Raw genomic sequence first — 19,252 nt, 5'->3', positions numbered from 1 at the left:
CGGGGCCGGTGGCCGCTCAGGCGGTCCAGGGGGCGGGGCGGCCGTGTTCGAGGTAGACGGTGGTGCCGGCGTCCTGGGCCTGCAGTGCGCGGGCGGTGCGGCGGGCCAGGTCGGCGGGCAGGCGGTCGGCGGCCTGTTCGGGGGTGAGGAGTTCGGCGGCGGCCAGCTCGTCGGGTGGGAGGCGCAGCCGGTCCAGGGCGCGGGGCGGGAGCAGGCCGCCGAAGACGTGGATGAGGGCGGGGCGCCGGTTGGGGGTGGTGTGCGGGGGGATCCAGTCGACGGCCACCAGCGCGTTCAGGTGGGGGCGCAGTCCCAGTTCTTCGGTGCATTCGCGGATGCAGGCGGCCAGTGGGGACTCTCCCTCTTCGACGACGCCGCCGGGCAGGCCCCAGCCGGGGCGGTAGACGGGGTCGACAAGCAGGACGCGGCCGCCGGGGGCCTCGCGCAGCAGGGCGGTGGCGGCGCCGCGCACCCGCGGCAGGCTCTCGTAGAAGGCGGTCTCGGCGGCGGGGTCGGCGCCGGGGGCCGGGTCGGTCTCCCGGGGCGGAGCGTCGGGGGCGTCACCCATGGGGGCAGGCTACCGGTCGGAGGGGCTCTGGGGTGGTGCGGTCCGGGTGCCCGCGCCGGGGCGGGGTTCGTCGGGATGGGGACTTTCAGGGCTCGAAGTCGGGACTTGGGGCCCAGGGCGGGCCCGTTGGCGGTCGGTGCGGGGCGGGCGGAGGCGGCAGGGGGGCGTTGTGCAGGCGGCAGCGCGGGTTCGGCGGGTTCGGCAGCCCCGGGTGGCGGTTACCGTGCGTGGTGCGGGCCTCGGCGCGCTCAGGGGCGACAGCGTCGGCTGAGCGGGCGATCGGGGCCGCGGTGGGGCTCGTTCGCGGTCGGTCCGCTGGTCACTCCCGGTGTCCGAGATGCCCAAGACGCCGCGAATGTCGCTATGGTGCAGGCTCGACTTCGAGAGGAGCTGTTCCGTGCGCCACTTCGTCGGATTCTTCGTCGGCCTCCTCCTCGCCCCGCTGGTCGTGTTCGGCGTCGGGTGGGCCCAGCCCCGCCTGGCCGCGCTCAACGGGGCCGGAGGGACCTTCGCCGGCCCTGCGGGCGCGGTCACCGCCGGCGGCCTGTGCGCGCTGGCGCTGGTGGTGGCCGTGGTCCTGGTCGGGCCCCGGCTGACGCCCCTGCTGCCGGGGATCGCTGGGCTGACCCTGATGGCCGCCAGCGCCACCGCGGTGCTGCGCCCGGGGCTGGCCGACCGGGTCCCCGGGTGGGTGCCGGGCCAGGAGGGCGCGCTGTCCCTGCTGGAGCTGGGTGTGTTCCTTCCGCTGGCGGTGCTGCTGGTGGCGCCCCTGATGGTGCCCTCCCGGTGGGTGCGCGAGGAGCACGGCGGGGTCAGCCCGGACGAGTACTTCGACGGCCTCTACGACGAGGACTACGAGGACGGGGGCGCCGCCGGCGCCCAGCGCCGCCCCGCCGTCTGAGGGGCCTGCCCGCACCCGGCGCGGCCGCCCACCGCCCGAGGGCGGGCGGTGGGCCCTCCCCTTCGCCGGACAGGGCCGACCTGCCACGGCCGGCCGCTCACCCCGCGGGCGGCCGCCGATCGGCGCGGGCGCCATCGGCACGCCGGCACCGGGCGGAGGCGGACGAGTCACGCCTGAACCCGGAATCACCGCTGGTCCGAGTGGTTCTTCGGTGTCCGGGTGAGAGGCGTTTCAGTTTCTCCGGTCGCGATTCAGCGAAGCCTCGCGCGCACCGCCTGTATCCCCGGCTCAGGAAGCTCACCTCGGCGCGAACCCTCCACGAGACGGCTGCGTGCTCCCCCTCGGCCGATGAGGGCGCCCGAGGTCGCGGTTCGACCACGTGCGGCGCCGCCCGGAGCCCGGAGCTGTCCGAGCACCGGCGCGCGGCTCAGGCGCGCCCTCAGCGCCAGGTGGGGCCCCAGCCGGACTTGTTGGAGACGCCCGGGGGCAGCGGCGGCATGATGCGCTTGCCGGGCGGGTCCTGATCGGGCTCCTCCCGGGAGGCGCGGGACTCGTCGTAGGCGCGCAGCATCTCCTCGGTCAGCACCGGGATCTGCTCGGTGGCCGCGGCATGGGGCTCGGGAGCGGGCTCGGGCTCCTGCCGCCCCCCCTCCCGGCCGTCCCGGGCCTCCGCATCGCCCTCAGGCTCGGGCTCGGGGGCGGGCTGCTCGGCGGCCGGGCCCTGCCCGTGCCGGTCGTTGCGCCCGGTGTCCTGCCCGTCCGCGGGCTCCTCTCCCCCGTCGGCGCCGGCCTTCCCGGGCTCGGGCGCTGGGGGCACCGGAACCGGGTCGGGCACCTGGTCCCCTGCGGGGTCCTCGGCCCCGGCGCCGGTCGCCTCGCCGTAGCCGGGCCAGGGGCCCAGACCCGATTCGACGGGCCCGGTGCCCGGCAGCGGCGCCTCGGGGGCGTGCTCGGGCCCGGGGGCCGGCTCCTCGGGGACTGCGGGGCCGGAGGCCTGCTCCTCCCCTCCCCCGGGGACGGGTTCGCAGGCGGCCGGCTCCGCCGGCTCGGGCGCGGGCGCGGGCGGGCGGCCGAAGGCGTCGAAGGAGCCCGAGGCGGTGTCGGAGGGCGCGGAGGCGCGGGCCCACCACTGCTCGGCCTCCTGGGCGTCGAGCTCGGTGTCGACCTCCAGCCAGCCGTTGACCTGGGGATGGCGTCTGCGGGCGTTCCAGGAGCGCGGGAAGGGCTGGGGATCCAGGACCAGCACGTGCTCGCCGTCGTGGGTGGGGATGTCGGCGGGGACGCCCTCGTTCCACACCCAGGATCCGTCCAGGGCCACCATGTTCCACCAGCCCTTGACCGGGCCGGCCGCGGGGTCGGGTTCGGCGTCGCGGAAGGCCGCGGTCCAGCGGGGGTCGGGGCGGTGCCCGGGAAGCCCCTGGCCCTGCTCGCCCACCAGGGCGTCGGCCAGCAGGGCGTGCAGCTGGAAGTTGTCGCCGATGCCTTCGAAGAACACCCGGAAGCCGCGTCCGGTGGCCCGGTCCAGGACCAGGGCCGAGGTGGCGCCGGTCATCCGCAGCAGCGCCCGCATCTCGGCGAACTCCTCCAGGACCGCCGAGAGCTGGTTGGAGATGGCGATCAGCTCGGCGCTCAGGGCGGTGTCGGCGCGCACGGCGGCGCGCACGCGGTGGTCGGCCATCATGGTGGCCGCGGCCAGCACGTGGCGGCGCACGGTCCACCAGCAGATGGTGGCGGTGGCGGCGGTCTCGCCCAGCTCTGCGGCCACGGTCTGCTCGGCCAGGGCGGTGACCTCGTCGGGGTCGGGGACCGCTCCGGCGCCGGCGGAGTTCCAGGCGTGCAGGAACACGGCCGCGCCCTGGCCCATGGTGCGCAGCAGGCGCACCACGGTGGTGCCGGTCTCGCCGGGGATGGCGCCCGACTCCACCAGGGCGCCGGCCACCACGCACAGGTCGGCGGTGATGCCCGGGCCGGTGTGGCCGCCGGAGAGCAGGGTGCCCAGGGCCTCCAGGGCCAGCTCCTGCTCTTCGGTGGGGACGTGGTGGGCCAGGTTGTAGACGCGGTGCACGGCTTCGGGGAAGCGCTCGGTGTCGGATGCGACGGAGGCGTCGATCAGCTCCTGGAATGCCGCGCGAAACTCATCGATCACCCCGGCATCCTTGCACATAACAGACACGGGGAGATCACAGCCCGAGGCGGGTCACGGCGTTGTCTTCCAGCGGATTCGCGGTGCGGATGTAGGCGTGGACGGTGCGGGGGTTGGTCCAGCGGCCCTGGCGCATGATCTCGCGGTCGGCGGCCCCGGACAGGGCGGCCTGGGTGGCGAATCCGGCGCGCAGGGAGTGGCCGCCGAAGGCCTGGGGGTCCAGTCCGGCGCGGTGGGCGTAGCGCTTGACGAGTTCGGCCACGGCGCGCCCGGAGACGGGGCGGTCGCCGATGCGGCCGTGCCGGTCCACGGGCGGGAAGAGGGGGCGGGCGGTGCCGTCGGCCAGGTCGGTGCCGGTCCAGGTGTGGCAGCGGTGGGCGGGGCGGGGGTCCTGTTCGCGTTCGGCGCACTCCTCCAGGGCCCGGCGCAGGGCCGCAGGGCCGCCGTCGCGCAGGGCGGTGCGCAGCTCGGCCCAGTCGGCGAAGGCGCACACCGGGCAGGTGGCCCGGTGGCGGCCGCGGGGCAGGGCGACCTGCTGGTCGCGGCGGGCCTCCTGGTCGGTCTTGGTGGCCTGCAGGCGCAGCACCAGCAGGGGGTCGCCGGTGCGCGGGTCGGTGTCCACGGCCGCGTCGTCGAAGGTCAGGGCGGCCAGTTCGCTGCGGCGCAGGGCGCCGGCGAAGCCGGTGAGCAGCAGCAGGGTGTCGCGGGCGCGGGCGGCGCCGGCGGGGTGTCCGGGCTCGGGGCGGTGGTCGAGCAGGGTGGCCAGGGTGTGCAGCAGCACGGGGCGCTTGCGGCTGGGGGCGGCGCGGCGCCGGCGGCGGATGCCGCGCAGGGTCAGGCGCACCACTTCGGACCGGGTGGGCGAGGGCAGGCCGTGGGCGCCGTGCACGGCGGCGATGGCGGCGGCCTTGCGCTCCAGGGTGGAGGGGGACAGCGCCCAGCGCGCGGGGTCGTCCCGGCGGACGGTGTCGGCGGCGGCGGCCAGGTAGACGGCGACGTCGACGGGGTCGGCGGGCAGGCTGGTGCGGTGCTCGGCCATGCACCAGGCGGTGAAGGCGACCCAGTCGGTGCGGTAGGCGCGCAGGGTGTTGGGCGACTGGGCCGAGGCCAGGTAGCGGGCCAGGGCCCCGGCCTGGTCGGCGTCGAAGCGGCGGCGGACCTCGTCCAGGGCGCGGGTGTCGACCAGGACGCTGTGGGCGACCTGGTCGAGGCGGTGGCGGACCTCGGCGGGCACGGGCAGCGCCTCGGCCTCGGGCTCTGGCCCCGGTTCGGCGCCGGGGCCGTGGTCGTCGGGTTCGGGGGGGTTCTGGTCCGGTGTCGTTGCGCCCACGGTGGTCCATGATGGCGTATTCGCGGCGCGCGGTGTCCCGGGCGCGCCGCGGGCGGGGCGGGTGCGGATCAGGCGCCTCCCAGGCCGCCGCGCAGGGCCTGGAACAGCTCGGCCGGGGAGGCCAGGGTGAACAGGGCGATGGCCGATGCGGCGGTGGCCAGGGCGAACAGGCCCGCGGCGATCGTGCGGCGCATCAGGGCGGCGGTTGCGGCGCCGGCGAGGGGGACGGCCAGGGCGCACACGAGCATGCCGGTCAGGTACCAGGCGGTGGAGCGCAGGGAGGCGTCGGCCACCTCGGGGTCGTCCATCATGGCCAGGCCTTCGGCCAGGACGAGGATGAAGAACAGGGCGGTGCCGCCGAGCCAGGCCAGGGTCAGCAGGGTCCACAGGGCGACGGGCCAGCGGGCCTTGGGCTCGTCCAGGGGCACGGGGGTGCGGCGCCGGGAGGTGGCGGTGCCGGCGGGCGTGCGGGGGGCGCCTTCGGGGGGCCGGGGGGCCTGCTCGGCGGTCTTGCGCTTGTTCTTGTTCTTCTTCTTGGGCGACATGCCCCTCCCCCGCTGCCCCGTGGTGTGCGCCTGGTCGGCGCCCACCCTAGTGGCCGGTCGGGCCTGGTCGGGCCGTGTGGAGAGCGGCCCCGGGGTGCGACGGGCCGGGGGGTCAGGCGGGGCCGGGGGCCAGGTGGACGGCGGCGATGTAGACCGGCGGCCAGGCCAGCAGGGCGATGCTGCACAGGGCGGCGCGGCGGTCGCCGGCCACGGTGGTGATGGCCGCGGCGAGCAGGGGCAGTCCGGCCGAGGCGGCGAAGCCCAGGGTGTACCACTCGGCGGCCGAGTGGGCGCCGGCCGAGACGCCGTTGACATAGCCGACGGGGCCCAGGACCAGGGCTGCCACGGCCAGGACCGCGGCGACGATGCGGATTCCGGCGGGGTGGCGTGTGTTGGTGCCGGTGGGCAGGCGGCGCGGGCGGTCGCCGTTGTCTGTGGGACGCACGGTGTCGCGGGTGCCTTTCAGGCGGTGCGGCGGGCGAGGGAGGCAGACGGAGGCGGGCTCGGTCGGCCCGCCTGGCGCTGGTAACGCATGGTACCCCTGCCGCGCGGCCCTTCCGCCCGCTGCGCCCGCCGGACAGGGGCCGCCGCGGTGCGCGGACGGGGGGGCGTGGTGGCCATGGACGCCTTTCACAGGGCGGCCGAAGTCCCCTGAGGCCACGCCCTTGGGAAGGGTGCGACTTCCCTTCCCCCAGGTCAGCCTGGCCCCCCTCTGTTCCGGGCTCGACCGCCCTCGGGGCGTCCCGGCCGGCACACCCTCAGCCGCCGGGCAGGGCCCGCCCTTCGGTAACGCTCCGCGTCCTGGCCTGTCACCGGCTTCGAGGCGGCGGGCGCGGAAGGGGGCGCGTGCTCGTCGGCCCGGTCACGCGTGACCGACGGGCACGAGCGCGGTCGGGAGGGGCGGCCGGGGACGGTGCGCGCCGTCAAGGGAGCACCTGAAGGAAAACACCTATGAGTAGGCGATGCGTCACGTAGAGTGCATGACGTGGGTGCCCGGGATGACGGCTCCCCCTCCATCCCGGGGCCCGCTCTTCGGCGCGGCCACAGGCGCGGACGCTCGTTCACCGGTCGTGCGCCTCGGGGTCGTGTGTCGGCACGGTGCCGCCCGCCGTGCCGACCCGCCCCAGAGGATGCACCCGGGCCATCTGCGCCCGCCTCCCCGTTCGCCCCCTCCCGCCCCGGCGCCTGCAGATGGCCCTCCCGGCGCTCGGTGGCGATCGATTCCGGCGCCACCGCGTTGACCTGCCCCCCGCCGGACGTGCCCCATCGCCGGCGCCCGGGTGAGCCTTTCACCGCCGCCTCGGCAGTGGCATGAGGGGCTCACCCGGGGAACGCCTGGCGGGCCTGGTGGGAGGAGACGTTCACGATCGTGCCCTCGCCGACGCGGAAGACCGCGGCGCCTCGACCCGGCCGGGCCGCGCCGGTCACCCGGCCCTGCCCGGCGGCGGGGTGAAGGTGAGCTCGGCGCCGGGGAGTACGCGCACGCCCTCGGCGCGCAGGTCCTGCTCCGTGGCCCGGGAGATGGCGTGGGCGTCCTCGTCCTCGTCGTAGGTGGCGTGCGCCCCGGCGACCAGGACGGTCTCCAGGCCCTGCCCCAGGGCGCCGCGGGCGGTGGCGGCGACGCAGTACTGGCTCTGCATCCCGGCCAGGACCGCGGTGCGCACGCCGGCCCGGGCCAGCAGGCCGGCCAGGTCGGTCCCGGCGAAGGCGTCGCATTCGCCCTTGCGCACCACGTGCTCGCCCGGCTCGGGGGCGTGCACCAGTTCCCAGCCGGGGGTGTGGGGTTCGTCGGGCTCGTCGGGGCCGCCGTCGTTCTGCACGTGGACCACCACCGCCCCGGCGGCGCGCGCCCGGGCGAGCAGGCCGGCCAGGGCCGGGCCGACATCGGGTGCCGAGGGGACCGCTTCATCGCCCACCAGCATGTTCTGCTGGGCGTCGATGAGGACGAGGGCGGTGGTCACTGCTGCCTCCCAGGGGTCGGCCGCCGATGCGGGGACGCGGGTCTCGAGGGGAACCGTTCCTATCAGAGGGGGCCGACAGGGAGGCGGGGATCGCGCAGGCCGGGTGCGGCCGGTCTGCGCGCCGGGCCCATCCGCCTCTCGGCGGGGCGTGTGAGCTGGTGTGTTAGCGCGCGGGAAGCCGAACGAAACCGGCGCCGCCGATGCTGGGGGCGGCCGGCGATCCTTCGAGGGTGGACGCGCCGGGGCCCGGAAAGGGCGGGGGAGTCGTTGGGGATCCCCCGCCCTCTCATGTGCACGCCGGGGCGGGCGGCGTCGTACGGCTCCTGGACCTTCCTGCTCCGGGGGTCTCCGGCGGCCCGGCGGAGGACGGGCACCTGCTCTCTGGGGCGGGAAGGCGAGTGGCGGACACCCTGCCGCTCGGGGTCGGCGCGGCCGCGATCCTCAAGGGCCGGCCACCGCCCGTGGGACGGTGGAGGGCCGATGGGGTCTGCTGAAGCGCGTGCGGCCACGAGTCCCGACGTCCTTGCGAGGGCGTTCCATGGCCGTACGGCGGAGCCGCGTGGACGCTCTTGGGCGTGACCGTCGGCGCCTCGGCGCCGCACGCAGCCCCGGCGCCGACCTTCTGCGCGGGGGACGGCGGCCGGGGTCGGCCGGTGCGCTAGTCGGCGGGCGGGGGCCAGGGGGCGGCCTGGGCGCACAGGCCCGCGAAGCCCGACAGCACCCGCAGCTCCTCCACGGTGCGCGGCGCCGCCTGGGGCAGGCGCGGGGAGTACACCAGCACCGCCACCACCTGGGCGCGCGAGAGCGCCACGTTCAGCCGGTTGCGGGAGAGCACGAAGTCCAGGCCGCGGGCCAGGTCGGCGCCGCTGGAGGCGGTCATCGAGCAGATCACCGCGGGGGCCTCCTGGCCCTGGAAGCGGTCGACGGTGCCCACCCGCACCTGCTCCAGCCCCGCCTCGGCCAGGGCCCGGCGCAGGGCGCGCACCTGCATGTTGTAGGGCGCCACGACCAGCACGTCCTCCCCGGCCAGCTCGCGTTCGGCGCTGGAGCCGGGCTCGCGGACCGTGCGTCCCACCAGGTGGGCGGCGGCCTCCACCACCGCCTCGACCTCTTCGGGGCTGTGGCTGGTGCGGCCCTGGTGCTCCACCGTTCGGGCGTACAGGCCCGGGCGCACCCCGGCCACGGTGCGCTCGCCGGCGCTGGGGTGGGCGTGCAGCAGGCCGCGGTAGGCCAGGCGGGAGACGGGGGCGCACACGGCGGGGTGCATGCGCCGGGTCTGGTCCAGGAAGTAGCCCAGGGCGGGGTCGAGGATCTCGGCCCCGCCCACCAGGTGCTCCAGGGCCGAGGCGGCCGCGCCCTCGCCGTGGGAGCCCTGGACGACCTGGGGCAGCTGCTGGGGGTCGCCCAGCAGCACCAGGTTGCGGGCGGCGGTGGACACGGCGAGGGTGTCGGCCAGGGCGAACTGCCCGGCCTCGTCGATGACGAGCACGTCGAAGGGGTCGGCGGCCAGGGCCTCGTTGGCGAAGTTCCAGGCGGTGCCGCCGACCAGGTGCGCCCCGGGGTTGGCGGCGCGCCAGGCGGCCAGGGCCTTGACGGTGGCCGGCTGCTCCCAGCGGGCGTCGGGGTCGGGTTTGCCGGAGGGGCGTTTGGCGCACGGCAGGTCCAGGCCCTGGCCGCGGGCGGCGTGCAGGGCGGCGGTCAGGACGTTCTCCACGGCCTTGTGGCTGGTGGAGCACACGCCCACGGTGCGGCCGGTGGCGATGAGGTGGGCGATCAGCCGGGCGGCCAGGTAGGTCTTGCCGGCCCCGGGCGGGCCCTGCACGGCCAGGTAGGAGTCCTCCAGGGCGTCGACGGCGGCGATGGCGGCGGCCACGGTGTCGCCGCCGGTGTCGGCGGGGCGGGGCAGTGCGGCGCCGCCGGCCAGCCGCGGGGGGCGGCGGCGCAGCAGGTCCGGGCCGGGGCCGGCGGGCAGGTCGGGCAGCTCGGGCAGGACCTGTTCGGTCAGCGACCACAGGGCGGCGTCCTTGGGGGCCGAGCGCACGGGCGGCCCGGGCAGGACGGCGGCGGGGGCGCGGGAGTAGGTCTGCTGGGGGTCGCTGGTCTCCTCCAGGGTGAGCGATCCGGCGTCGGCGGCGGTGACCTGGGCGTCCACGGCGTCGGCGGGGCGTCCGGGGGCGGCGGGGTAGAGCAGGCGCACCCGTTCGCCGGGGGTGAAGGGGTGGGGGCGGGCGGGGTCGGCGCGGGCGTGGATCTCGCGGCGGGACTTGCGCCGGCGCCCGGTGGGCTCGACCCATGCGCCGGTGCGCACGCGCAGGGGCACCAGGCAGTCGCCGTCGGCCTCCAGCTCCTCGATGGGGGCGGACAGCCGGCGGAAGAAGTCCCACCAGGCGGGGTTCTCCTCGCGGCGGTAGTAGCCGGCCAGGGCGGCGAGCAGGGCGCGGGCGTCGTGGTGCTCCCGGCGTTCGCGGGGGTCCTGGGGCACGTCCTGCAGGAGGGGGGCGGTCAGGGCGCGCAGGCGCTCCTCGGCCTCTTCGCGGCGGCGCCGGTTCTCCTGGGCGCGTTCGTCGGCGTCGTCGGGGGCCAGTTCGCCCTGGGCGCCGGGGCGCTGGTCGATGCCGTGCTCGCGGCGCAGGTCCTCCAGCCAGTCGCGCAGGCGGGCGGTGGAGGCGCAGTCGTCGTGGTTGTAGTCGGCGATGTCGGCCAGGACCTTGGCGGCGCGGTCGGCGTCGCCCTCCTGGGCGGCCAGGGCGTAGTCGGCGTAGGCGTCGATGCTGGAGACGGCGCTGGTGACGTCGCCGCTGCGGGCCTGGGGCAGGTAGAGGGGTTCGAGGTACTTGATGGAGTAGGAGCGCTGGGAGACGCGCAGGCTCTTCTTGACCACGGTGTACAGGTCGATCAGGCGGCGGTCGCGCAGGAGTTCGTCGACCTGGGCCTCGCGGGTGCCGAAGGCGGCGGCCAGGAGTTTGAGGCGGTCGGCCTCGTAGGAGGCGTAGTGGTAGACGTGGGCGCCGGGGTCGCGGTCGATGCGCTCGCACACGAAGTCGACGAAGTCCTCGAAGGCGCGCTTCTCCTGGGCGCGGTCGTGGGCCCAGAAGGCGTGGAAGCGCTCGGGGCCGGGGGCCGCGTCGCCGGGTTCGGCGGGGTGGTCGGGCAGGTCGCGGGCCACGGCGCCGAACAGGTACTCCAGTCCCCTGCCCTGGGGGCCTTCGTAGTAGGGGTAGCCCTCCATGTCGAAGAAGACGTCGCCGGGGCTGGGGGCGGGCAGTGAGGCCAGGCCTTCGGGGGCGTGGACCTCGGCCAGGACGGTGCCGCGGGGGTCGTCGCCGGTGCGGGTGGCGTCCTGGCGGACCTGGAGGGCGGCCTGGGCGCGCAGGCGTTCGAAGGTGTGCGGGGGCAGGGCGGCCGGGCGGTTATCGGGTTCGGCGGCGGCCAGGGCGTCGATGGTGGTGATGCCGGTGTCGGCGAGTTTGCGGGCCTGGTCGGTGCGGATGCCGGCGACCAGGGTGAGGTGGCGGGCCTCCTCCCGGCCGCGGGTGCACAGGGCGGCGTAGCCGCAGCCGTCGCAGGCGGGCTGGGGCGGGCCCCACAGGGGGTCGGGCAGGGCCACCGAGGCGGGGTCGAGGGGGCCGCCGCCGGGGGCGGTGAGGCGGTCGGCCATGCGGGTGCGCACCTGGTGCAGGACGGGCAGGTACTCGGCGGTGCGGTGGCGGTGGGCGGCGTCGTCTCCGGTGAGCAGGTGCATGTTCTCGGGTTCGGGGGCGCCGGTCTCGGCGACGGAGGCGGCGTAGGCGGCCAGCTGCAGGACTGCGCCGGGGCCGGGGCGGCGGGCGAGCTTGGTGTCCCAGGGTTCGTGGGTGTGCGGGCCCGGGGCGTCGGCGGTGCGGCCGGTGGCGGGGTCCACGGCGGTGCTGACCAGGAAGTCGGCGCGGCCGTGGAAGGCGACGCCGGGGCGCAGGGGGTGGTAGAAGGCGGCCTGGTAGACCACGGGCGCCCCCTGCTCCATGGCGGCGCGGGTGGCCTGGGCGGCGCGCAGCATGTCCTGGTGGGTGGGGCGGGGGTCGTCGATCTCGACCAGGTCGTCGCCGAAGAGGGCGCGCAGGCGTTCGAGCTCGGCGCGTTCGTGCTCGTGCCCCTGGCGGGCGATGAGGGGGTCGATGTCGGCGGGGGCGGGTGCGCCGGGGGCGCCGGCGGCCAGGGCGGCCTTGAGGGCGCTGCGGTGGTCGCACTCCATGGCGTCGACCAGGTCGGTGGGCGAGATGACCCACCCGTTCTCGTTGCGGAACACCTGGCCGCTCCCTCCCCGCTGGTTCTTCGCGGGGCATTGTGCCACGTCGGTGCGCCGTTCGACCGGTGTTCGCGCCGGGGCGGGTGGGGCGGGCCGCGTCGGGGGGTGCCGGGGGTCACCGCGACCGGTCACGGTGGGGTGCGCGGGGCTGACGGGGCGTCGACCACAAGGGTGACATGTTCCACAAACCGGGGTTTTCTGTTCTCGTTACCTCCTCGTGATGGTTAGGGTCGGTCCCCGTTGGTCCAGACCCCCTTTGCGTACACGTGACCAGCTCTTTTCGGTCGCCCCCGGATCCCGGGCGGCCCACCGCTGCGCCGGCGCGCCCCTCGGTCGCGGGAGGCGCCGGGCCCCAAGTCCCGGCGGTTCCAGGCCTTGCGCAGCCGACTTTCGTGTTCCCGTTCAAAGGACGATCAGCCGTGGGCGATCACCAGCCCGAAAGCACCTCCCTTCTCCAGCGCATGAAGACCAAGCGCGCCCTGGTGGCCGTGGCCGCCTCGGGTGCGGTCCTGGCCGCCGGCGGCGTGGCCGGCGCCGCGGTGGTCGGGGGCGCCCAGCCCCAGGACCTCAACAGCGCGGCGAAGGTGCCCCAGGCCCAGACCTCCGAGCAGGCCGGCGACGAGCAGGCCCCCGACCAGGAGCAGGTCGACAAGGAGCGCGAGCAGGCCCAGCAGGAGCGCGAGCAGGCCGCCTCCCAGGCCGAGGGTTCGGCCAGCGGCACCGCCGCCCAGGCCGAGGAGGAGAAGGAGGAGGAGCCCGAGCAGGAGTCCTCCTCCCAGGACGACTCCTCCGGCTCCGAGTCCGGCTCGGGCGAGTCCTCGGGGCTGACGCCCACCGGCCAGGGCGGCGCCTGCGAGGCCTCGATGTACAGCGACCCCCAGCCCACCGCCAGCGGCGGCACCTTCGACCCCTCGGCGATGACCGCGGCGCACAAGGAGCTGCCCTTCGGCACCAAGGTGGAGGTGACCAACCCCTCCAACGGCAAGTCGGTGGTGGTGAGCATCAACGACCGCGGCCCCTACATCGCCGGGCGGTGCCTGGACCTGTCCACGGCCTCCTTCGAGACCATCGCCAGCGCCAGCCAGGGCGTGGTGGACGTGGAGTGGCAGGTCGTCGGCTAAGGCCGCCTCCCCTCCCCTGCTCTGCGCCGTGCGTGCGGCCCCGGCTCCGGCCGGGGCCGCACGTGTGTGCGCGGCCGGGCCGGGCCCCTGGTACTGCAAGGACAGGTCGGTCGGGGACCCGGCGGACGCCCCCGCGGGCAGGCCCGTTGTTGATCTCGGGGAAGTCGGCCTTGTACCGGCCGGTACAAGGCCGACTTCCCCGAGATCAACAACGGAGAGGGCGCAAGCCGCACCACGGCGTCGGCCCCCTCCCGCTGCCCGCGCCCGTCCCCGGTCATGTGCGCGCGGGGTCAGTCCCCCCGGTGCTCGCGCGGCGCGGGCGTGCCGTCGGGGAACAGGGCGGCGGCGGGGTCGGCGAGGTCGACGCCGTTGAGGGCGGCGGCGGCCGTGGACAGGGCGGGGGTCTTCAGGTGGCCGCCGGTGGCGCGGATGATCAGGCGCAGCGCCTCCACCACGTCGGCGCCGCAGGCCAGGGTGGCGTAGTGGGCGGCCACGGCGGGGGTGCGGGACTGCCCGGCCGCGCAGTGCAGCAGGACCCGCTTGCCCTCGGCGCGCAGGGCGGCCACCGCCCCGGCGGCCTCGTCGAGCACGAAGTGCAGGTTGGGGTTGACGCCCTCGCCCTGGGCGTCGGCCAGCCACACCTCGATGCGGTCGCGGGCGGGCAGGTGTGCCGGGGCGTCGGCCGGGCCGATCCGGTTGAGGGAGACCACCGCGTCCACGTCGGGGCCCGAGCGCAGGTGGGCCACGTTGCCCAGGAGCACTCCGGGGTCGTGGGGGTGGGGGGTGCAGAAGGGGGTGTTGACCGAGGGGGCCGCCCCGGTGGGCTGGGCGGGCGCCTCGGGCCAGGCGGCGGGGTCGGTGCCGCGGGCCAGGACGACGGCGCGCCGGACGAGGGTGCGGGGGGCGACGATGTCGGCCAGGCGCCGCTGCGCCTCTAGGGGGATGCCCGAGGCCCCCCACCGTGCTCCGGCCATGGCCCCTGCGTACATGGCCGCTTCGTCGCCCCCCGCGGCATAGGCCCGCCAGACGGCCTCCACCAGCTGGGAGCAGGGGAAGACCGCGCGGGCCGGCTCCAGGGCGGGCGCGGGCGCCTCGGCGGCGGCGCGCCAGCCGGCGCCCATGGGGCTGTGCGGGGGGACCACCGGTTCGGGGGCGGGGATGCGCCCTTCGGCGGCGGTGGCGCGCAGGGCCAGGGCCCAGGCGCGGTCGGGGAGGGTGTCGACGGCCTTGTGGACGGTGGCGGGGTCGGCCATGCCCTCCAGGGCGGTGGAGATGAGCCAGGAGAGCAGGGCGGGCCCGGCGCCGTCGCCGTCGGGGTGGGTGGCCTCTTCGGCCATGGCGGGCGGGGCGCCCACGATGCACGCGGCGGCGGCCGCACCGGTCCAGGCGCCGGCGCAGCGGTCGTAGCGGGGGTCGTCGCGGGGCCAGGAAGGGGGGTCGGTCCGGTCGTCGGCGGGCATGGAGGGGCTCCTCGGGGTCACTGCCGCGGCACGTTGTGTCTATGCCCTCTAGAGAGGCCTCTCGCCCGTGATAGCCGCATCCGGCCACGGATCCCCACAAGACGCCCCAATCCGGAAATCGATGATGTCCGAAAGCGGAACGGCGGGGACCGGGCCGGCGGCGCACGCAGCGGGACGACAGGACAGGGGACGGGCGCGGGCCCCGACCGCCCTTCGGAGCACGGCGCCACGGCCCTTGGTCCCCGCCCCCGTCCTTCCGCTCCGGGGATGTGGTCGGATCGGGGCCCATGGGTCGGTCTTCGGTCACCGCGGCGCTCGAAGGGGCCGTGCTTGTGTCCCCGGTGCGGGTCCTGCTGTTCGCCGTCCTGGTCCGGATCCGCAGGCGCCGGCGCGCCGATCGGCTCCCGGCCGTGCTCGACAGCGCGGCCGACCTGCTCTGTGCGGTGTCGGTGCTGGGGATCGTCTCGCTGACACTGCTCAACCCCGGGACCGTGGGCGGGCTGGCGCTGGTCCCCTTCAGCGTCACGGCCTCCTCCGGTCCGGAAGTGACCGGCCTCTGCCAGAACGGCGGGAACGTTGCCCTGTTCCTGGCCCTGGGAGCCTTCCTCTCGCCGGCCCGGTGGCCCCGGCTGCTGGCGGCGGCAGCGGCCGTGCCGGTCACCGTCGAGGGGCTGCAGTACCTGATGGCCCGGGGTCACGTGGCCCCGGTGGACGACGTACTGCTCAACTGCGCCGGCGCCCTGCTGGGGGCGTGCATCACCCGCCCCTGGTGGCGCACCGGCCCGCGGACGGCGCCGGTGGCCGATCCGGCCCGCGGCGGGGAGGGGGCCGCGCCCTGATCGGCCGTGGTCGGCCGTGCGGTCAGGCCTGGTCCAGCGCCCGTTCGATCGCCCGGCGGGCCCGGCCCGCGGCCGCCCGGTCGTGCTGGAGCTGCATGGCCGTGTTCAGCGCCAGTCCGGCGGCGACGATCTCGAACAGCGCCTGGTCGATGTCGAAGCCTGCGGGCAGCTCACCGTTGTCCACCGCCGTGGCCAGGTCCGCGCGCAGCCGCCCCCTCCATTCCGACCACACCTGGGCCACCGCATCGCGGACCCGGCCGGGGCGGCCGTCGTACTCGGTGAGCGCCGCGGTCATCAGGCACCCGCCGGGCAGCAGCGGCGCCTCCAGATAGTCCACGGAGTTGGCGCACACCGCGTGCAGCCGCCGCAGGCCCGGCGGCTCGGCCCGCGCCGGCTCCACCACCCGGTGCCAGAAGTCCACGAACGCCTTGTCCAGCGTGGAGATCTGCAGCGTCACCTTGGTGCCGAAGTGCTTGTGCACCCCGGACTTGCTCATCTGGAGCTCCTCGGCGAGTCGGCCGATGGTGATGCCGTCCAGCCCTTCCTCGGAGGCGATCTCGGCGGCGCGGGTGAGGATCCGGCCCCTGGTGGCCTGCGCTTCGGCCGCTGAGCGTCGTGGCGACATGCCACGAGGATAGCGTACGCGCGTCCGCCATTGCTTTAGCGAACGCACGTACGCTAATTTCTGTGGCGACAACCGAGACGAAGGGGCGTGCGATGCGGGTGCGACGACTGGGCTGGGCCGGAGTGGAGGCCGAGGCGGCGGGCGAGCGCGTGGTGATCGACCACGTGCAGGACCTCTCGCCGCTGTTCACCGGGTGGAGGCCCGGCGAGGGGCTGGCGGCGCCGAGCGGGAGGGCCGCCGCCGCATTGGTCACCCACCTGCACCGGGACCACACCGACGCCGCCGCGCTCGCCCGCGCGCTGGCGCCGGGGGCGCCGGTGCTGCGGCCAGCGCCCGGCCCCGGCGACCAGACGGACAACGCGGCGACGCTGGCGGCCGAGCGCGAACTGGCCCTGCACCTCCCCGACGTCGAGGTCGTGGAGGCCTGGTCCACCCGCGAGGTCGGGCCGTTCCGCCTGACCGCGGTCCCCGCCGTCGACGGGCTGGGCGATCCGCAGCTGAACTGGGTGGTGCAGGCCGACGGGCAGCGGGTCTTCCACGGCGGCGACACGATGTTCCACGGCCACTGGTGGCGCATCGCGCGCCGGTTCGCCCCGTTCGACGCGGTGTTCCTGCCCGCCAACGGCGCGGTGGTCGACGCGCCGCACCTGCAGCCGCCGAGCCCGGTGCCCGCCGTGATGGACCCGGGGCAGGCCGCCGCGGCCGCGGAGATCCTCGACGCCCGGCACGCGGTGCCGATGCACTACGAGGCGGAACAGCCGGACAAGGTGGCGGGCTATGTCGAGGCGGCCGACCCGGAGGAGGAGTTCCGCGCCCGCGCCGGAGGGCGCGCATCCGTGCCGGCCCTCGGACGGTGGCTGGACCTGGCCGTGTGACCGGCGGGTCCAGGCGAATCCGGGATCCGGGGCCGATGCGCCCGAGGGGCGCCGGAGGCACGTGCCGGACTCGTTGCCGGCGAAGGCCTCCTTCACGCACCCGGCGGCCTCCGGGCCCCGGATCCGCCGACCGAGCGCCGTCCCTCCCTCCCGCGGCCTTCTGCCGCCCGGCGGGATGCCTCCGGGGCGCGGAGAGCCGGGGGCCGACGGGGCGGTCAGCGCATCGCCGACGCCGCCAGGGGGCGTTCCTGCGCGGTGGACAGGGTCCGGGCGTAGCGGTCGGCCAGGACCCGGGCCACGGCCGGGTGCGGGCACAGCGGGCCGGCGACCGTGTCGGCGCCCGCCTCGGACAGGCGCGCCTGGAACAGGCCCGGGGCCAGCAGCCAGGAGGCCACCGCCACCCGGGCGGCGCCGCGTGCGCGCAGGGCCGCGACGGCCTCGGCGACGGTGGGGGCGGCCGTGGCCGCGTACCCGGTCACCACCGGTGCGCCCACCATCGGCGACAGCATCCGGGCGGCCCGCTCGACCTCGCCCAGGGCGCGCCGGTCCGAGGACCCGGCCCCGGCCAGCACCACCGGCTCCCCCGCGCGGTGCCCGGCCCGGGCCAGCCGGGCGGCCGCGGCCGCCACCAGGCGCCGGTCGGCGCCCAGGGCCGGCGCGACGGGCACCTCCGCGCGCCCGGCCCGGGCCAGCTGCTCGGGGATGTCCACCCGGACGTGGTAGCCCGAGGCCAGGAAGGCCGGGACCACCACCAGGGGGCCTTCGACGCCGGCGGCGACCTGGCCCACGTCGGGTTCGAGCACGTCGGCGAAGGCCAGCCGGACCGGGGCCCCGGAGGCCGCGGCGGTGGCGCGGGCCAGGGCGCGGGCGGTGCGCGCCCCCTCGGGGTCGCGCGTGCCGTGGACGGCCAGCAGCAGGGTGGGGGTGGGCGGGACGCTCATCGGGGCCTCCTATGCCAGTGGGCGGACCGGAAGGGGTCGGCCGGGCCCCATTGCCCGGGAGGGAAGCGGTGGTTCAGAGGTCGTGGGCAGTGCCGCCGGTGCGGCTCACTCGCACGGTTCGGCGTCCAGGGCGAGGCGGTAGCCGCGTTTGACCACGGTCTGGATCATCCGCGCGTCCCCCAGGGCCGCGCGCAGGCGGGCCACCGCCGTCTCCACCGCGTGGGCGTCGGCGTCCGGGCCCAGGGCCGCCAGCAGCTCCGAGCGGTGGCGCACCCGCCCCGGGCGGGCGGCCAGCTCGCGCAGCAGCCGCATCGGCGCCGGGGTGAGCGGGCGCAGCTCGCCGTCGACCTGGGCGGCCCGCCCGCGCAGCCGCAGCCGCCGGCCGGCCACCGGCAGCTCCGGGCAGGTGCGCGGCAGCTCCTCGGCCAGGCGCCGCACCAGTGCCCCGATGCGCCCGCGCGCCGGCCAGACCGTGGGCACGTCGTCGGCGGCCAGCGGCGCCGCCGTCACCGGGCCCACGCACATCGCCATCGGCCGCCCCGCGCGCAGCGCCCGCACCAGCGGCCGGTAGGCGCCGGTGGTGCGGGACCGCTGCAGCAGACCGGCCGCCGCCGGGGCGCTGGTGAAGGTCAGCGCGTCGATGCCGCCGCCCACCGCCGCCTCGATCAGCCGGTCCAGCGCCGCCGGGTCCTCGGGCCCGGTCCACCGGTAGACCGGCACCTGCACCACCTCGGCCCCGGCCATGCGCAGCGCCGCGCAGAAGTCGGGCAGCGGCTCGCCGTGCAGCTGCACCGCCACGCGCAGCCCGCTCACCCCGCCCTCCAGCAGCCGGTCCAGCACCTCGGCCGAGGACTCCGAGGGCGGCGACCACTCCTCGGTCAGGCCGGCGGCGCGGATGGCGCCCTTGGCCTTGGGCCCGCGGGCCAGCAGCCGCGAGGAGCGCAGCGAGGCGGTCAGCGGCTCGGCCAGCCCCCACGTCTCGCAGGCCTCCAGCCAGCCGCGGAAGCCGATGCCGGTGGTGGCCACCACCACGTCGGCGGGGCGGTCGATGAGCGCGCGGGAGACGTCGGTCAGGCGCTCGTCGTCGCTGAGGGGCACGATGCGCAGCGCCGGGGCGCACACCACCTCGGCCCCCTTGCGGCGCAGCATGGCCGCCAGCTCCTCGGCGCGGCGGCTGGCGGTCACCCCGACGGTGAAGCCCTCCAGCGGCGCCGGGTCGGAGGGGCCCGGGCCGGGCTCCGGCGGGGCCTGGGGCCGGGAGGAGGCGGTCGCGGCGGGCGGGCTCATCGCAGCGCCCCGGCGTCGATCTCGACCCGCCCGTCGCTCTCGCGCACCGGGTAGCAGGCCAGGCCCGGCCCCTCGGCGTCCAGGGGGCGGCCCGTGCGCAGGCTGAACACGTGCTTGAGCAGCGGGGAGGCCACGGTCGGCTCCCCGGCGCGGTCGCCCATGATGCCGCGGGCGATGACCGCGGCCCCGGTGTAGGGGTCGATGTTGGAGACGGCGTACAGGCCGCCGGCGGCCGAGCGGAACACGGCGGCCTGGGCGCCGCCGGGCAGCAGCACCGCCGCGCCGCGCTCGGCGGCCAGCAGCGCCGAGGCGCACACGGGGGTCCAGGTGTCCGGGGTGGCCGGGGCCGGGGTCTCGGTGATGGTGGTCAT

Annotated in this window: 16 protein-coding genes; 4 read left to right on the top strand and 12 right to left on the bottom strand. The window is 76.8% G+C overall.

The annotated features are described in order from the left end of the window. Window positions 1–16: 16 nt before the first annotated feature. Window positions 17–568, bottom strand: a complete 552-nt coding sequence (locus C892_RS0102380; protein ID WP_017555889.1) for an NUDIX domain-containing protein — start codon at window positions 566–568, stop codon at window positions 17–19. A 397-nt stretch (window positions 569–965) separates the two neighbouring features. On the opposite strand from C892_RS0102380, the gene C892_RS32515 reads away from it, so the two are divergent. Beyond that, window positions 966–1,469, top strand: a complete 504-nt coding sequence (locus C892_RS32515; RefSeq protein WP_017537709.1) for a hypothetical protein — start codon at window positions 966–968, stop codon at window positions 1,467–1,469. Between the two features lie 439 nt (window positions 1,470–1,908). On the opposite strand, the gene C892_RS0102370 is transcribed toward C892_RS32515, so the two are convergent. The 6 genes from C892_RS0102370 to C892_RS0102340 form a co-directional block, all read right to left on the bottom strand. Then, window positions 1,909–3,615, bottom strand: a complete 1,707-nt coding sequence (locus C892_RS0102370; protein ID WP_017555888.1) for a hypothetical protein — start codon at window positions 3,613–3,615, stop codon at window positions 1,909–1,911. 34 nt (window positions 3,616–3,649) lie between these two features. After that, the gene (locus C892_RS0102365) at window positions 3,650–4,942 is read right to left on the bottom strand and encodes a site-specific integrase (protein WP_017555887.1); all 1,293 of its coding nucleotides are present in this window, start codon (window positions 4,940–4,942) and stop codon (window positions 3,650–3,652) included. Window positions 4,943–5,010: 68 nt separating this feature from the next. Then, entirely contained in the window at window positions 5,011–5,487 is a 477-nt protein-coding gene (locus C892_RS0102360) for a hypothetical protein (RefSeq protein WP_017555886.1), read from the bottom strand. A gap of 112 nt (window positions 5,488–5,599) precedes the next feature. After that, window positions 5,600–5,932: a hypothetical protein gene (locus C892_RS0102355; protein ID WP_017537705.1), complete on the bottom strand. Its 333-nt coding sequence runs from the start codon at window positions 5,930–5,932 to the stop codon at window positions 5,600–5,602. Window positions 5,933–6,911: 979 nt separating this feature from the next. Then, window positions 6,912–7,448, bottom strand: coding sequence for an isochorismatase family protein (locus tag C892_RS0102345; RefSeq protein ID WP_017555884.1), 537 nt, complete (start codon window positions 7,446–7,448; stop codon window positions 6,912–6,914). Window positions 7,449–8,106: 658 nt separating this feature from the next. After that, window positions 8,107–11,733: a TM0106 family RecB-like putative nuclease gene (locus C892_RS0102340; RefSeq protein ID WP_017555883.1), complete on the bottom strand. Its 3,627-nt coding sequence runs from the start codon at window positions 11,731–11,733 to the stop codon at window positions 8,107–8,109. Between the two features lie 419 nt (window positions 11,734–12,152). Here C892_RS0102340 and C892_RS29870 point away from each other — a divergent pair, with 419 nt between their 5' ends. Further along, a complete protein-coding gene (locus C892_RS29870; protein ID WP_051060461.1) occupies window positions 12,153–12,854 on the top strand; it encodes a septal ring lytic transglycosylase RlpA family protein in 702 nt (233 codons plus the stop codon). Between the two features lie 290 nt (window positions 12,855–13,144). Here C892_RS29870 and C892_RS0102330 read toward each other — a convergent pair whose 3' ends face one another. Beyond that, window positions 13,145–14,314 (bottom strand): protein-tyrosine phosphatase family protein, encoded by a 1,170-nt coding sequence (locus tag C892_RS0102330; protein ID WP_017555882.1) that lies wholly within the window; start codon window positions 14,312–14,314, stop codon window positions 13,145–13,147. Between the two features lie 287 nt (window positions 14,315–14,601). Between C892_RS0102330 and C892_RS29865 the strand changes: the two genes are divergently transcribed. Next, window positions 14,602–15,153 carry a VanZ family protein gene (locus tag C892_RS29865; protein WP_017555881.1) on the top strand — a complete coding sequence of 184 codons (552 nt, stop codon included), beginning with the start codon at window positions 14,602–14,604 and terminating at the stop codon, window positions 15,151–15,153. A gap of 22 nt (window positions 15,154–15,175) precedes the next feature. Here C892_RS29865 and C892_RS0102320 read toward each other — a convergent pair whose 3' ends face one another. Beyond that, a complete protein-coding gene (locus C892_RS0102320; RefSeq protein WP_017555880.1) occupies window positions 15,176–15,778 on the bottom strand; it encodes a TetR/AcrR family transcriptional regulator in 603 nt (200 codons plus the stop codon). Window positions 15,779–15,870: 92 nt separating this feature from the next. Between C892_RS0102320 and C892_RS0102315 the strand changes: the two genes are divergently transcribed. Beyond that, window positions 15,871–16,653 (top strand): MBL fold metallo-hydrolase, encoded by a 783-nt coding sequence (locus tag C892_RS0102315; RefSeq protein WP_017555879.1) that lies wholly within the window; start codon window positions 15,871–15,873, stop codon window positions 16,651–16,653. Between the two features lie 215 nt (window positions 16,654–16,868). Here the strand turns inward: C892_RS0102315 and C892_RS0102310 are convergent, their stop codons facing one another. The 3 genes from C892_RS0102310 to nirD form a co-directional block, all read right to left on the bottom strand. Then, complete coding sequence (locus C892_RS0102310; RefSeq protein ID WP_017555878.1) at window positions 16,869–17,594, bottom strand: sirohydrochlorin chelatase; 726 nt, start codon at window positions 17,592–17,594, stop codon at window positions 16,869–16,871. A 105-nt stretch (window positions 17,595–17,699) separates the two neighbouring features. Continuing rightward, window positions 17,700–18,881, bottom strand: a complete 1,182-nt coding sequence (locus C892_RS0102305) for a uroporphyrinogen-III synthase (protein ID WP_017555877.1) — start codon at window positions 18,879–18,881, stop codon at window positions 17,700–17,702. Continuing rightward, complete coding sequence (gene nirD / locus C892_RS0102300; protein WP_017555876.1) at window positions 18,878–19,252, bottom strand: nitrite reductase small subunit NirD; 375 nt, start codon at window positions 19,250–19,252, stop codon at window positions 18,878–18,880. Before nirD ends, C892_RS0102305 begins: the two co-directional genes overlap by 4 nt.

Source organism: Nocardiopsis baichengensis YIM 90130, from assembly GCF_000341205.1.
Lineage (GTDB): Bacteria > Actinomycetota > Actinomycetes > Streptosporangiales > Streptosporangiaceae > Nocardiopsis_A > Nocardiopsis_A halophila.
Note: the sequence above shows the minus strand (reverse complement) of the source record. Positions and strands in the feature narration are given on the sequence as shown.